This window comes from Undibacterium sp. Ren11W (genome assembly GCF_049340485.1).
In the GTDB taxonomy this organism is placed as follows: Bacteria; Pseudomonadota; Gammaproteobacteria; order Burkholderiales; family Burkholderiaceae_D; genus Undibacterium.
In genome coordinates, this window is record NZ_JBMPPB010000003.1 from 405,638 (window position 1) to 420,834 (window position 15,197).

The window sequence follows — 15,197 nt, forward strand, 5'->3', positions numbered from 1 at the left end:
ATCTCCCTTCCCGCTTTTTTCTATAACAATAGCCTGATAGGGACAAATAATGAGCATCAAACGAAGAATATGGGCATTACCTGTAATTTCCACGATCATTTTCGGCGTAGGACTGGCAGTGAGCGTGTATTTTTCCACGACGGCGATTACCTCGATCAAAACCACAGAAAGTATCGATTATCCGGTACTCGATAAGTCTAAAACTTTGCAAAATGATGTGCAGGGTTTTGTGGACGCACTCAAACAAGCCGTTGGTGAAGGCGATAAAAAAGCCATTGATACCATCGCCGAGAACGCGAAAAAAGTTCACGAAAAATTTAGTAAGCTCGGAGAAGTTCCGGGACAAAAAGCCTTAGCAGAGCGTCTGGCCAAAGAATTTGATGCCTATTACGCGCCCGCTTTAAGCGTGGCAAAAATCATGATGGGCACCGAGCAAGGCGATCCGCAAGCGGCTATCGCGCAGATGCAGAGCACGCTCAAGGTATTGGAAACCGATTTGGCCAAGACCGTCGATGCGGCCCAAAAACAATTTACCGCAGGCGTCGATAGCAGCGGCAACAATGTTCGCAATGTTTTATACACTGCCATACTGGTAGCCTTAATCGTTACCTTGTCTCTGGGCATAGTCTCATTTTTTGTGGTGCGCACCATCTGGCATCAATTGGGTGGCGAGCCTGCATACGCCAGAGAGATTGCTGCAGCCGTCGCCGCTGGCGATCTGAGCATGCAAATAGAGATGGACGACAAAGACGATAGAAGCCTGTTGGCGGCTCTCAGAGAAATGCAAGACAGACTCAAAAATATGGTCTCTGATATCAAAATTTCGGCGGAAACCATCAAGGTTGCCAGTGGTGAAATCGCTTCCGGCAACTCTGATCTGTCCTCTCGTACTGAGTCGCAAGCCAGTAGTTTGGAAGAAACCGCCAGCTCCATGGAAGGTTTGACCGATACGGTGAAACAAAATGCCGACAATGCACGACAAGCCAGCAAGTTGGTGGAAACCGCTTCAAATGTTGCAGTTAAGGGCGGCGAAGTGGTGAACCAGGTAGTGGCGACGATGACCGATATTAATCAATCCTCGAAGAAGATTGTCGACATTATTAGTGTCATCGATGGCATCGCTTTCCAAACCAATATTCTGGCCTTGAATGCAGCGGTAGAAGCGGCACGCGCTGGTGAACAAGGTCGTGGCTTTGCGGTAGTAGCTTCCGAAGTGCGTAACCTGGCGCAGCGTAGCGCTGCCGCAGCTAAAGAGATCAAAACCCTGATCGGTGACTCTGTCGATAAGGTGCATGCCGGATCGCAATTAGTGGATCAAGCTGGGCAAACCATGGACGAGATCGTCGCTTCAGTGAAACGCGTTAGCGATATCATGAACGAGATTTCTTCTGCTAGTCAGGAACAAAGCGCCGGCATACAAGAAATCAGCATGGCGATTGGTCAGATGGACGAAATGACGCAGCAAAACTCGGCACTCGTCGAACAGGCCGCCGCTGCGGCAGAATCACTGGAAGAACAAGCAGATCACCTGACCCAATCTTTGGAAGTTTTCAAACTTTCATCAACAGGTGGCGCAGTGCAAGCGCCAGTGCATAGAGCCGCTAGCACTCCGCCAATGAGAAAGGCTGCCAACAAACCAGCAGCCTTAAAAATTGCGGCGCGACCAGCGCCAGCCAAAAAAGCGGCAGGTGCAGTGAGCGAAGATTGGGAAGAGTTTTAATCTAGGTTTTAGCTGGAAGTTTTACTATACTCCCCTAATATTTTTTAAATATCAGCCTCGTGCGCATACATACTGCGCGATGTTAAAAAATACTTAGGGGAAGTATCTAGTTCGGTAAAATCGCAACCGCAGTTCGGCTGCACACCTAAAGACTCAAATATGCCTCCGCCAGCCTGACCCAATAGGTGGCACCGATAGGCAGCAAATCATCATTAAAATCATAACTAGGATTGTGTAGATTGCAGGGGCCTAAACCATGCCCGAAGTCGCGATGCTCACCCTCGCCATTCCCAATAAACACATAACATCCAGGTTTATTCTGCAACATAAAGGCAAAGTCTTCGGCACCCATGGTAGGCTCAACTTGCACATCGACGTGCTCGATACCAACGATGCTTTGCATGACTTGCGCCGCAAAGGCAGTTTCGTCGGCATGATTCACTAAAGGCGGGTAATTGCGTTTAAAGCTAAACTGCACGTTGGCATCGAAGGCGGCCGCCGTGTGTTCGGCAATTGCCTGCATGCGCCGCTCTAACAGATCGATGACTTCATTGGTAAAACCACGCACGGTACCGATCAGCGTCGCCTGATCGGGGATCACATTGGTAGCGCTGCCCGAGTGTATCTGGGTAATCGAGAGCACCGCCGATTCCAGGGGGCTGGTATTGCGACTGATGATGGTTTGCCAGCTTTGCGCTATTTGCACCGCCACCATGATAGGGTCGACGCTTTTATGCGGTTGCGCGGCATGCGAACCCTTACCGCTTACCACCACCTCAAACTCATTCGAAGAAGCCATCATAGGCCCGACTCTGACGCCAAAACTACCGACCGCCGCGCCCGGCCAATTGTGCATGCCATACACCGCATCCATAGGGCAGAGATCGAATAGGCCCTCATCGATCATGCGTTTGGCACCGCCACCGCCTTCTTCAGCCGGCTGAAAAATCACGTAGACCGTGCCGTCAAAGTTTTTATGTTGAGATAAATAATGCGCGGCGCCCAGTAGCATTGCGGTATGGCCATCGTGGCCGCAGGCGTGCATCTTGCCATCGTGTTGCGAGGTATGTGCGAAGCTGTTTATTTCTTGCATGGGCAAAGCGTCCATATCAGCACGCAGCCCGATCGCCTTAGCACTATTGCCGTTTTTGATGACGCCCACAATGCCGGTGCCGGCCAGCCCACGTACGACAGGGATGCCCCACTCTTGCAACTTGTTAGCCACCAGTTCCGAGGTTCGATGTTCTTCAAAACAGAGCTCAGGGTGCGCGTGAATATCACGCCGGATTTGCTGTAACTCAGTATGAAAAGCGAGTATGGGATCAATCAATTGCATGTCTGTCTCCGAAGTGCTTTTGAATTTTTGGCTTACGTGTCAGAAGTTTACTGTATTTTTGCCACATTAACAGCAGAGTAGAAGCTGCCCTAAGCACTCTGCTCAATCTTATAAAGTGGGTGTTGCACGCGCTTGCAATAGAGATATTAATATGCATGATGACTGGTATACAAAAAATGAAGCAGATTTATTTGCTGCACTGCGATATAGTTCACCTGTCTCCTCCAACACCTCCTAAGGTTTGGATTTCAGCTCGCACATTATGCGGGCTTTTTTTTGCCCATATTTTTTGAGAAAAATTTTTCTCCCATGACTTTTTTGAAAAATTCGCGGAAACTCGAAACGTACTATTCATAAACTGCATGATTGATATATAGAAATACCTATTTGTATATTTGACGCACTGCGATATAGTTCACCTGTCTCCTCCAACACCGCTAAGGTTTGGATTTCAGCCCGCACACTATGCGGGCTTTTTTTTGTCTAAAAATTTCTTAAGGCAAAATTTTCTGCCTATTCGTCGTCGGGTGACGAGCCAAGAAAAATTGACCTATCGTCGTAGTGACAGCAACCAGGTTTGCTGTGCGTTTAGTGCTGGCCTCATTGCATAGACAGACCTGGCGACATTTCAGGCCTTATCATCGACTAAGATATTCACATTTCAAATGTCGGATATTCAAACAATAAAGCAGACAAATAACTCTCCCTACTATAAAGTACACCCTGTCTCCTCCAACACCTCCTAAGGTTTGGATTTAGCCCGCAGCCTCTGGCTCGCGGGCATTTTTTTGTCCAAAATTTTTCGAAATGTGCATCGAAATTGCGCTTTCCGATATACACCCCTCAGTATATTTTCATTACGCAATCACCATCTGCGCAACAGGCCTAACTTACCCAGCATTTATGGGGAGTATCTATAATACGTGTAGCAACGATGGGTACAAAAGAGTCAAAAGAAATCCAGACAAGGCGCGCCGATGTACAAACTTTTAAGCTTGCAAAGCCTCACACCGGGCAATATTGGGGTCGGTTTATTGATTTCGATACATATACAGGGCCGCGCACAAGGCCGATCCTGCCAGATATAGCAAGCGGGTATCGCTACCTATCAAATAGGGATAAAACATTAAAGCCACGCCCAGCCATTTACAGCGCGGACGGTCGGTCTTTTTGCCGTAGCGATACGCGACAAAACCGATGATGCCAAATAACACCGATCCCAAAATATAGGTCGTGCTAGGCAGCATACCGCCTAACAACTGGAGTAATTGCTGTTCTTCCATCAAAGTGAGCTTTCTTAGCGGGTCTGGATAGCGGTAGGAAGCCAGATAGTACGCCATTGATGGCGTTATGCGGGATGTTTAACGGCGAAGCAATAAACCTAGATTCAGGCGGTGTGTCGGGCGCGCGAACTAGCCTTTGACGGATGCTGCAACTGACGACTACTGGCTGCCACCACGTCATACCAATACACTGCTGCGCTTTGCTGGCGCGACAGAGTGCTTAACTGATTCCAGCTTTGTTCGCAGGCCAGCGCCAACCTATCTGCTACGCCGCTATGCAACCAGTTTTGCGCCAAAGAAGACAAGGATGTCTGATGCAAATTGCCCAGCCAAAATTGCTGGCTGACATCATGCGTCAGCGGCAGCACCATGCCATCGGCTTGCACTACCAGCACTGGCGCGATCGCCGTCAGACGCGTCACCGGACGTGAAGGCACCAGATGACTGCGATACGACTGCACCTGTTGCCAGCTCAGCGCGTCCACATGAACCGCGACTCCGAGTTCTTGCCCTAGCCGGGCGGCCTCAGCCAAACCGACAAACAGTTCTTGCGCATCGGGTCTGGCATCGGCCAAGTGCTCGATAGCGCGTCCGGATAAGGTCAAGGGATGTACCTGTACGCTACGCGCGCCCTGCTCAGCCGCCAATTTCACTATAAATTCGAGGCTATCGACATTGTATTGCGTCAGGGTAAAGATAAAACCAAAGGGCACACCGGAGGCGCGGATTACCGCCAGATTATTCAGGGTCTTGGCAAAGGCACCGTGCTGACCGCGGATCGCATCATGCTCCTGCGCAGTTCCATCGATAGAGACGGCAACAACATCAAGCAAGGCGCCTATGGCTGGCCAACGGGCGGCAGTGGCCAGCATGCCATTGGTAGTAATGCTGGTCAACATGCCCAGTGCGCGCGCCTGCACCAATAACTCGGCAAGATCAGGATACAAGAGTGGCTCACCGCCCGACACCGCAAGCTGGCGGTAGCCTAGTTGCGCTGCGTCGCGCAGGCAAGCGAGCAGCACGGAAATATCGAGCCGCTCGCTAACACCAGGTCCGGACGAGGTGTAGCAATGCGCACACGCCAGATTACACAAGCGCGTAGGATGCAATTGCAGCACCGGTGCGACGCCGGTCGGGCTATTACAACTGCCGGCAATGAAGTCAGTCGCTGAGTCAGTCGTTGAGTCAGTCGTTGCGTCAGTCGTTGAATCGGTCACAGGTTTTAGCCACCCAAACCAAATTCACGATTGAGTTGCCCGGGCAAATTAAACTCTTCACGCGGGCCAGCTCTGACCACACCAAAATCTAACTCCATACGCACCAGATCAGGAAACGGGGTGCCGTCGATAATGATACGGGGGGGCCGCATTTCGCCACCATGAATATGATGCCACTTGAACCAGAATAAAATATCGTTACCGCAGCGTGGCACATCATCCCCCGAGTAACTGAGCGACAATTGCACGCCCGTTGCATTATTCCCACCTATCACTCTGGCAGCCACAACCTGAGCCGGCGATTCGTCGAGTGCCTTGGCTATTTCGCGTACAGATTCTTCGCTTAGGCTGCGGGTTTTCCAGGCGCTGAGTAATTTTTCAGAACCCCGCATTTTTTGATTAGTCATCACATACCTCATCTAGAAAAATTGAAAATTGAGCCGCAGCACAAGGCATGCTAGCGAAACCAATTTAGGATAAGAAAAATATAATGCCAATAAATTAATTAAATGCGGAGTTTACTTCCCATAGTTTTGTTGTTATTTATGCATAGAAACATTAAGACATGACAGATCCAGACAGTGCCACGATCACCGGAGAAATGGGCTGACGATGGCAGCGATGCCAGGGAGCGGTGGGGACAAGGCAATTAAGCTGTTAAGCGTATAGGCAAGAATGAAAATCCTCGTCGCGGGTGCAGAGTCGATTTTTTTAACGAGACTCTGAGTACTCTGCAACGAGCAAGACTTTTGTATTTAGGATTTTAATTTCCCTTGGATTCAGTCTGGCAAGCGCCTAGGCCAGCATAAATAAGGCCACGCAACTGGCAACTGCGCCACTCCAGATCAAGGTACGCAAAATGCCAATATTCATCAGATAGGCGGCCACATACAGTACCCGTAGCGCCACAAAAATCATCGCCAAATTGTCGATGCTGGCTTGTGCTGCATGCGCCTGTTGCGCCACCAGCACCGCTGCAATAAACATGGGCAGCGCTTCAAAACCATTATTCTGAGCCGCATTAGCTCTTTGCTGCCAGCCGCTTAAGCCCTCAGCCCATTTGCGTGGATTGTTATTGTCATAGCGGCCGCCATTCGCCGCCAGCTTGACAGAAGCGAGCTTAGCTAAACCCACCGTCAAACCCGGCAACGCACACGCCGCCAAAATACACCAATTTGCTATCGTCATTTGATCCTCTGTTATGTAGAGCTACGTGAATGAACTTGCTGCTGGCAGATCATAAGCGAATTTCGCACTATCTCACTAGCGAGCTGCCCCACTAATCTTCACGCGCTAAACAGAGTTTTGTTGCAAATGAAAAGCCTATACGCAATCAGCATGCGCCTGCTGGCAGCATATTGGCTTGTAAGGCGCATGTAGCTTGCGCTATGCGTTAATGGTGCCGATTCCAATAACCTTCTCTAAAACGCCAGGAATGCCCGTCATGGTCCCAACTATGTGGCACCCAGACGTGACCATGGCGTGGCGCTTCCCAATGACCCGGGTGCCAGATATGGCGTCCCCCCTCCCAGTACCAGGCGCCACCTAGCCAGATATGCCCGGCATACGGTGGCACGCCTATCACTTCTATCTGCGGCGCCGGTGGTGCCACTTGCACGTAGCCATCGTTCTGATAATAGCGATCGTGATACAGCGGTCGCGGTGCCACCACCGTGCAGCCACTTACTAGCGTCAGCAATACAACGCCAGCTACATACTGGGAAATTAGTTTCATTACCTACTCCGTTTCTATCGCTCTGAAAATTCAGATCTTTATTCTTAGCTAACGGATAAGACGCCAGGCAGGTTGACGGTGTTTTTGTAAAAGTAAGTAAGCTTGAAAGATGGCGGCAATAACAGTCGATCACAAAGCTTAACGGTGCGGTGCGGTCTGGGCTGGTCTAAAAAATTTCATTTGCCTATTGAAACACGCGACTCATTTGCATGATCCAATTGGTCTCCCAAGTCAGCCCCTCGTCGGACGAGAAAGCCTGTTGCCAGCGGGCGCTGTTGGGGCTGATGTCCGACCAGGTATAGCGCACCAGTATGGCTTTACCGTCAAACTGATCTGCTCCTAGAAAGCTACCGACGCCATTCTCAAACCGGCCCACCACTGGCGCGGTCAGCATGCCAGTACTGGCATCGATACCACCATTTTTGTTATTCAGCCAGTAGATGCTCCACATGTCGGTTTCCGGATTGTAGATACGCAAAGACATGCCGATAAAACCGGGCCGCCAGACCAGAGGAACAAAGTCATCGAAATTGCCTATGCCGGCTGGCAGTTTTTGCGCGTGCTGGGTCGCCATAAAGCTTTCCCATTGGTCGGAACCCGTCAACGGCTTCAGCATTTTTCTATTTTCAATCGTCCAATGCCCCATCAAAAAATCGAAATCCTGCGCGCCCTGCGATATCAGTGAAGCAGTTGTAGCCAAGCTCTGGGATAGTTCTTTATCTGTATTATTTGTCGTCATAATTTTGCTAGCAGAGAGAGTAAAGGAGAGTATGCAGCTAGCGATTTGTTGCTATGCCGTCAGTTAGGACCTCACTATACGACTCTATTAGGACAAAATTTGACCTGATTAAATAGAGAAACGACGGATTTTGTATATCATGAGGGCATGGCAAATCCGACTACCCGCATACTTGCACTACTTGAGCTATTGCAAAGCCATGGCCGTATCAGCGGTGCAGAGCTGGCGCGCCGACTCGAGCTAGAACCGCGCAGCATACGCCGGTATATACAGAGCTTAGAAACTCTGGGGATACCGATACAAGCACAACGTGGACGTGACGGCGGCTATAGCCTGATGCAGGGTTTTAAATTACCGCCCATGATGTTCAGCAATGATGAGACGGTAGCGCTGGCACTAGGTTTAATTGCCGCCCGCAGTTTGGGATGGGATAGCGCTACTCTTGCCAGCGCCAGCGCCCAGTCAAAACTGGAACGCGTCATGCCAGAAACTGTGCGCCTAAGTATGCAGGCTGTCGCAGCTACGGTTACTTTGGAGAGCCGTCCAAATAGCGCAGCGAACCAGGTCAAGCCTGGGATTTTGAGCGTGCTCAGCATCGCCATTCAGAAGCAGCAAGGCCTGCGCCTAATCTATCGCTCGGCCCGACAAATTACCAGTGAGCGCGCCATAGAGTCCTACGCTCTGACGTATTTTGACGCTAGTTGGTACTTACTGGCTTACTGCCATGTACGTCTGGCGGTGCGTTCATTCAGACTCGATAGGATAGAATCTCTGGAACTACTGCCAACTAGTTTTGGCAAGCCGGTCGACTTTGACCCCATCGCGTATCTGAACACGGCCATCGCTAGCCTGCCACGCGCTTACAGCATCAAGGTGCTACTGCATACCGACTTAAGCTGTGCGCATCAGGAAATTTTCAGCAGCCTGGGTATTTTAGAGCTGGACGCCAACGGCACCCTCCTGCATGGCCAGGCCGATGACCTGAGCTGGATGGCGAGAGAATTAGCGCGTCTGCCGTTTTCCTTCACGATATTAGCGCCGCCAGAACTACGCGTGGCGCTGGCGCAACACCTGAACGACTTACTGACTAGCCTGCAAACCGGCAGCTAGCCTTTTTGCCCCAGAACTGGGGCAAAACTTCCACCCCCTCTAGCATAGACCGGCAGGCCCAAGCCCGCGCTGGATACCTGACGTCAATATTCATGCTGACTTCTCCGGTAAATGGGCGACTTTTTTCATAATGCAAAAATTAGCTTCCGCATTGTGATATGCAACTGCGGAACAATTTAGAAAAACCTCTCCAATTTTTTAAAAATACATTTCACATCGCAAAAAAACATATGTAAACCATTGAAAACAAACATGTAAATTTAAGTTATATGTCTTATATAAGACCTTGTTGTGGCGCAAAAAAACGTCTATTATTCTTCCATGCAGTTCGATTCGATTTTTTCACCGTTTTTCGCACTAGAGTAAGTTGAAGCGCTGACACTCAATGCGATTTTCTCAATCATGCTTTATATTTAGGAGAACCCTATGTCACTGTATCAAGACGACATCAAAGCCATTGCTGGCCTGAAAGACAAAGAAGGTAGTGCTTGGAACGCGATTAATCCTGAGTCCGCTGCACGTATGCGCGCCCAGAATAAATTCAAAACTGGTCTAGACATTGCTAAGTACACCGCCAAAATCATGCGCGATGACATGGCAGCCTACGATGCCGACTCTTCCAAGTACACACAGTCTCTGGGTTGCTGGCACGGTTTTATCGGTCAACAGAAGATGATTTCTATCAAGAAACACTTCAATAGCACCGAGCGTCGTTACCTGTACCTGTCTGGCTGGATGGTTGCCGCTCTGCGTTCCGAGTTCGGCCCTTTGCCAGATCAATCCATGCACGAAAAGACTGCTGTTTCTGCTCTGATCAAAGAGCTTTACACTTTCTTGCGTCAAGCCGATGCACGTGAGCTCGGTGGTTTGTTCCGCCAACTCGACGCTGCTGAAGGCGCTGCCAAGCAAGCGATCCAAGCAAAAATCGACAATCATGTTACGCACATCGTGCCTATCATTGCCGATATCGATGCCGGTTTCGGTAATGCAGAAGCGACTTACCTGTTGGCTAAACAGTTCATCGAAGCCGGTGCATGCTGCATCCAGATCGAAAACCAGGTTTCTGATGAAAAGCAATGTGGTCATCAAGACGGTAAAGTCACTGTTCCGCACGAAGATTTTCTGGCCAAAATCCGCGCTATCCGTTACGCCTTCCTGGAATTGGGCGTTGACGACGGTATCATCGTTGCTCGTACTGACTCCCTGGGTGCTGGCTTGACCAAGCAAATCGCTGTAACCAACACACCTGGCGATTTGGGCGACAAGTACAACTCCTTCCTCGATGTTGAAGAAGTTTCTACAGAATCCATGAGCAATGGCGACGTTGTCATCAAACGCGACGGCAAACTCTTGCGTCCTAAGCGTCTGCCTAGCAATTTGTTCCAGTTCCGCTCTGGTACAGGCGAAGAGCGTTGCGTATTGGATTGCATCACTTCCCTGCAAAACGGTGCCGATCTGTTGTGGATAGAAACTGAAAAACCACATATCGCGCAAATCGGCGGTATGGTGAGTGAAATCCGTAAAGTAATTCCAAATGCTAAGCTGGTCTACAACAACAGCCCGTCATTCAATTGGACGCTGAACTTCCGTCAGCAAATGTTCGACAGCATGAAAAAAGAAGGCAAAGACGTTTCTGCTTACGATCGCGCTGCCTTGATGAGTGTTGAATACGATGCGTCTGAATTGGCGATCGCTGCCGATGAGAAAATTCGTACTTTCCAAGCTGACGCAGCTCGTGAAGCTGGCATTTTCCATCACCTGATCACTCTGCCTACTTACCATACAGCTGCCTTGTCAACTGACAATCTGGCAAAAGACTACTTCGGTGACCAAGGTATGTTGGGTTATGTGGCTGGCGTTCAGCGCAAAGAAATCCGTCAGGGTATCGCTTGCGTTAAACATCAGAACATGTCCGGCTCGGACATCGGTGATGATCACAAAGATTATTTCAGTGGCGAAGCTGCTCTGAAAGCATCCGGTAAAGACAACACCATGAACCAGTTCTAAGATTTGATTTAATAACTGATGTATGCAAAAAGCTCGCCTAGGCGAGCTTTTTTTACGTCTGAATACTCGCCTGCTGCGCTTTGGAATCCGGTCTTAGGGTTGGCGCAAAATTGTTCCAATTTGGCAGACTCCCCTGCTCCTCCAGCCGACACTCGATACCCAGATTTTTGCCACCGCCCTGTCTACACCGAGGCACAAGAATTAGAAGACGAGGATGGCACCGCAGGTTTTGTCGCAGTACTGAAATAGCGTTCACGTAAGCGCATAAACGGGGACTCTACCAGAACATACAGCAGATAGCCCGCCAGCAGTGAAGTGAGCAGCATGATGCTCAGACCCAGACCTGATTCCAGACCGATACCGGCTTGTTTGAGTGGCGCGCTCAGGATGAAAAATACCGCCTTATGCACCAGATAAATCGAATACGACCACAGCGCTAAATAAGAGCAAGCAGGGAGTTTAAATTTGTATAACAAGGAGGTCGGGCTCAGTGCCGCCAGCACCAGCAGCGAAAAACTGATCGCCATCAGTGAGTAGCCCCATGTCGTCATGGCGTAGGTATAGCCTTGCGGCTCTACATAATGATAATTGGCGAATAGGTAGAACATCAGCGCCACGCAGCATATGCCCAAGGCCAGGAACTGATTACCCCATTGCAGCAATCTGGACCATACAGGACGGTGGTAATTTTTGATCAGTGCCAGCGCGACGCCGGGTAAGAGCTCATCAAAGCGGGCGAGTGAAGAGTAATAAATATACCCGTAAAAAGATTCGGCATCTTGCACATAGTTTAGCCAAAGGTAGGCGCGCAGCGCAATAGCGCCACAGATCAAACCGAGCAATAGTAACCAGGCATAGATCATCGATTTTTTTAAATAGTGAGAGCCGGCCACAAACAGTAAGGCGAGCGCTGGCAAGATCAGATAAAACTGTTCCTCTATGCACAAAGACCATGCATGCGAAAACGCTGTGCCAGTGTGCAAGCCGAGGTTTTGGGTGAAGCTCAAGAAGCGCCATAATTCAGGAGGGTTGCTGCCACCCATCACGCCTGGTAGCAGAAAGTAAAGTGCCAGCACCACATAAAAACTCGGCAGTGTGCGTAAAAAGCGCCGTATATAAAAGTTTTTAAGAGAGAAGTCCTGACGTTGCAGGCTAGCAAAAATCTGATTCCCTATCAAATAACCGCTCAGCACAAAAAACAAGTCGACCCCACTCCAGCCTATTTGGCTAAAAATCCCAAAGGTGTCGGCGCGGCTCACCACCACCTTGTAGTGATACATCAACACCAGCAAAATCGCACAACTACGTAAGGTATCGAGGCCGTGCAAGCGCGGCACTAAGGATGGATTTTTCATTGTGAGGTGGCGGGTGCTGTGGATTTGCCGTATCGGACTAGCGCCTGCCCGATAAGTTCAAACCTTTTAAGTTTAGCTAGCGATGATCAATGAGAGCAGGCAGCCGTTCTGAGCACGCCAGCGCGTTACGGTCCGCTATGGTCCGCTATTCTGGCTGCAACATTGGCGGCGCAGTTTCGCCTAAGCCCCCCTCTAATTATCTACCCTGCCAGTACGCATATTCCATGCGCTTCTTCAGGCACATAGCCCTGTGGACCGCATGGAATATGCGCCGTGGCAGGGTGCATAAATCAATGCCAAGTCTGCTACCATGCGCGATCTGATGCAATTTTAAGCGCGCAAATTTTATGTCCATCACTATCCTTATTGTCGAAGACGAAACGGCAATCGCCGATACTCTGTGTTACGCCCTGGCCACCGATGGCTTGCTGCCGCATCATGTGACGCTGGGGCAGCAGGCATTAGATCTGCTACGTGAACCGGCTGCTCTGGCACCGGCCTTGATCGTGCTCGATGTTGGTTTGCCCGATATCAGCGGCTTTGAAGTATGCCGCCGCCTGCGTCAGTTCTCGAATATTCCAGTGATTTTTTTGACCGCGCGCAGCGACGAGATCGATCGCATCGTTGGCCTTGAGATCGGTGCCGACGATTATGTCAGCAAACCGTTTTCGCCACGTGAATTAGTGGCACGCATCCGTGCAGTCTTGCGGCGTCCGCCTTTGGCGGCGACAGTCACCGAGCTGCCGGCAGCAGCCAGCGCGCCGACGGCAACCGCTGCAGCGCGTTTTGAATTGCGCAGTGAAGAGGCGCGCATACTGTATTTTGGTCAATCGCTGAACTTGACGCGCTATGAATACGCTCTGTTGAAGGTATTGATAGAGCGCCCAAGACAATTATTTTCACGCGCCCAACTGATGGATATGGTGTGGACCAATGCGCCCGAAACGCTGGAACGTACGGTCGACGCCCATATCAAATCCTTGCGTGCCAAGTTGCGCTTATTGCAGCCCGATGATGATCCTATTCTGACCCAGCGCGGCATGGGATATAGCCTGGCAGCGTTATGAAAATCGGCCTGCGTATCCTGCTCAGCTATTTTTTGATACTTGCACTGGCGGCCTGGCTGGTACTCAATGTGTTTGTCGGAGAAGTCAAACCCGGGGTCCGTGCCACCTTAGAAGATACCCTGGTCGATACCGCCCAGCTATTGGCGCAGTTGGTTGCAGAAGATGTCAAAGGTGGTGATATCGCGCATGCAGCATTGGTAGGCCGTATGCAAAACTATGCGCAACGCAGCGTCGACGTCAAAATCAGCGGTGTGCGTAAAGCCAGCCTCGACTATCGCATCACCATCACCGATGCGCGTGGCATGGTGGTGTTCGATACCGATAATCAAGACGTAGGCAAAGATTATTCGCGCTGGAACGATGTCTACCTGACGCTACGCGGCAAGTACGGCGCGCGCAGCACCCGTACCGATCCGGCGAATGAAGACAGCACCGTAATGCATGTGGCGGCACCGATTATGGATCACGACAAGATCATCGGCGTACTGACAGTGGCCAAACCTATCGCCACCATCATTCCCTTTATAGAGCGTAGCCAGGCCAAAATACTGCGCCGCAGCGGCTGGCTGCTGCTCGCTGCGCTCATCATCGGTATTGGTTTTTCACTGTGGCTGAGCAGCTCCCTGCGGCGTCTGCAGCGCTACGCCGACGCGGTAGCACGCGATGAAAAAATAGGCTTGCCAGAGTTGGGCAATAACGAGATCGGTGCACTAGCGCAAGCGCTGGAAGCTATGCGCATTAAGCTAGAAGGCCGCCAATACGTAGAGCAAGTCATGCATACTCTGGCGCACGAACTAAAGAGCCCGATCGCCGCAATTCAAGGCTCGGCCGAACTACTGAGCGAAGACTTGCCAGCGGCCGCCAGACAGCATTTTCTGAACAATATCATAGAGCAAAATCAAAGACAGAAACAGCTGATAGACAAACTGCTGGCCTTGATCAAAATCGAACAGCAGCAAAGCCTGGAGCAACACAGCATAGACTTGAACAGTTTGCTGAATCTGGTCAAGGCCGATGCCAACGTGCGTCTGCAAGAGAAAGCCCTGGAGCTGCAAATCGAGTTAGCGCCGGATTTAGTAGACATCAAGGGCGACGCCTTGTTGCTGCGTCAGGCACTCGGGAATCTGCTCGACAATGCGATCGCCTTTGCGCCGCATGGCAGTTGCATAGGCCTCAGTGCCACGCAAGATAGCGAGGGACTGGCGCTGAGTATCAGCGACCGTGGCCCCGGCATCCCCGACTATGCGCAGCAGCGCATTTTCGAGCGCTTCTACTCGCTAGCACGGCCGGATGCCGCCAAGAGCACAGGCCTGGGTCTGCCGCTGGTACGCGAGGTCGCACTTTTACATGGCGGCAGTGTCAGCGTCAGCAACCGCACCGACGGCGGCGCTTGCGCCTGCCTGCGTTTGCCCTTGCCTTAAGCCGCGCTGGCACCGCGCTCAAAATTTCAACACGGCCTGGCCCGGCGCGCATATCCCATGCGGTCTGCAGCCCGGCATGCCCGCAAATGGAATGAACACCTTCCACCCGGATGAAAGAGTAACGGCAGTGTAATTGGGCAATAGTGAGAGAAAAAAGGAAGGATTCTCACAACCCAACGGCATCGATGTGCCAAAGTGGAGCTGTAA

General features: G+C 50.8%; 14 protein-coding genes. 5 read left to right on the forward strand and 9 right to left on the reverse strand.

Features of this window, described 5'->3' with window-relative positions:
• Positions 1-49: 49 nt before the first annotated feature.
• A complete protein-coding gene (locus tag ACO0K8_RS10575; RefSeq protein ID WP_422946609.1) occupies positions 50-1,720 on the forward strand; it encodes a methyl-accepting chemotaxis protein in 1,671 nt (556 codons plus the stop codon).
• Positions 1,721-1,865: 145 nt separating this feature from the next.
• Here ACO0K8_RS10575 and ACO0K8_RS10580 read toward each other — a convergent pair whose 3' ends face one another.
• The 7 genes from ACO0K8_RS10580 to ACO0K8_RS10610 form a co-directional block, all read right to left on the reverse strand.
• The gene (locus tag ACO0K8_RS10580; RefSeq protein ID WP_422946610.1) at positions 1,866-3,056 is read right to left on the reverse strand and encodes a M20 aminoacylase family protein; all 1,191 of its coding nucleotides are present in this window, start codon (positions 3,054-3,056) and stop codon (positions 1,866-1,868) included.
• Between the two features lie 1,031 nt (positions 3,057-4,087).
• The gene (locus ACO0K8_RS10585) at positions 4,088-4,396 is read right to left on the reverse strand and encodes a hypothetical protein (RefSeq protein WP_422946612.1); all 309 of its coding nucleotides are present in this window, start codon (positions 4,394-4,396) and stop codon (positions 4,088-4,090) included.
• A 47-nt stretch (positions 4,397-4,443) separates the two neighbouring features.
• Complete coding sequence (locus tag ACO0K8_RS10590; protein ID WP_422946613.1) at positions 4,444-5,556, reverse strand: radical SAM protein; 1,113 nt, start codon at positions 5,554-5,556, stop codon at positions 4,444-4,446.
• Positions 5,557-5,561: 5 nt separating this feature from the next.
• Positions 5,562-5,963 carry a hypothetical protein gene (locus tag ACO0K8_RS10595; protein WP_422946614.1) on the reverse strand — a complete coding sequence of 134 codons (402 nt, stop codon included), beginning with the start codon at positions 5,961-5,963 and terminating at the stop codon, positions 5,562-5,564.
• 388 nt (positions 5,964-6,351) lie between these two features.
• Positions 6,352-6,744 carry an MAPEG family protein gene (locus tag ACO0K8_RS10600; RefSeq protein WP_422946615.1) on the reverse strand — a complete coding sequence of 131 codons (393 nt, stop codon included), beginning with the start codon at positions 6,742-6,744 and terminating at the stop codon, positions 6,352-6,354.
• Between the two features lie 205 nt (positions 6,745-6,949).
• Positions 6,950-7,291 carry a hypothetical protein gene (locus tag ACO0K8_RS10605; protein WP_422946616.1) on the reverse strand — a complete coding sequence of 114 codons (342 nt, stop codon included), beginning with the start codon at positions 7,289-7,291 and terminating at the stop codon, positions 6,950-6,952.
• A 184-nt stretch (positions 7,292-7,475) separates the two neighbouring features.
• Entirely contained in the window at positions 7,476-8,030 is a 555-nt protein-coding gene (locus ACO0K8_RS10610; protein ID WP_422946617.1) for a hypothetical protein, read from the reverse strand.
• A 147-nt stretch (positions 8,031-8,177) separates the two neighbouring features.
• Here ACO0K8_RS10610 and ACO0K8_RS10615 point away from each other — a divergent pair, with 147 nt between their 5' ends.
• Entirely contained in the window at positions 8,178-9,140 is a 963-nt protein-coding gene (locus ACO0K8_RS10615; RefSeq protein WP_422946618.1) for a helix-turn-helix transcriptional regulator, read from the forward strand.
• Between the two features lie 426 nt (positions 9,141-9,566).
• Positions 9,567-11,147, forward strand: coding sequence for an isocitrate lyase (locus ACO0K8_RS10620; protein WP_422946619.1), 1,581 nt, complete (start codon positions 9,567-9,569; stop codon positions 11,145-11,147).
• A gap of 182 nt (positions 11,148-11,329) precedes the next feature.
• Here ACO0K8_RS10620 and ACO0K8_RS10625 read toward each other — a convergent pair whose 3' ends face one another.
• Positions 11,330-12,502 (reverse strand): acyltransferase family protein, encoded by a 1,173-nt coding sequence (locus tag ACO0K8_RS10625; protein ID WP_422946620.1) that lies wholly within the window; start codon positions 12,500-12,502, stop codon positions 11,330-11,332.
• Positions 12,503-12,849: 347 nt separating this feature from the next.
• Here ACO0K8_RS10625 and creB point away from each other — a divergent pair, with 347 nt between their 5' ends.
• A complete protein-coding gene (creB, locus tag ACO0K8_RS10630; RefSeq protein ID WP_422946621.1) occupies positions 12,850-13,569 on the forward strand; it encodes a two-component system response regulator CreB in 720 nt (239 codons plus the stop codon).
• Positions 13,566-14,990 (forward strand): two-component system sensor histidine kinase CreC, encoded by a 1,425-nt coding sequence (gene creC, locus ACO0K8_RS10635; RefSeq protein ID WP_422946622.1) that lies wholly within the window; start codon positions 13,566-13,568, stop codon positions 14,988-14,990. The genes creB and creC overlap by 4 nt, the downstream gene beginning before the upstream one ends.
• Positions 14,991-15,008: 18 nt before the next feature.
• On the opposite strand, the gene ACO0K8_RS10640 is transcribed toward creC, so the two are convergent.
• Positions 15,009-15,197, reverse strand: a 189-nt coding sequence (locus tag ACO0K8_RS10640) for a hypothetical protein (RefSeq protein ID WP_422946623.1), incomplete at its 5' end; no start/stop codon positions are given.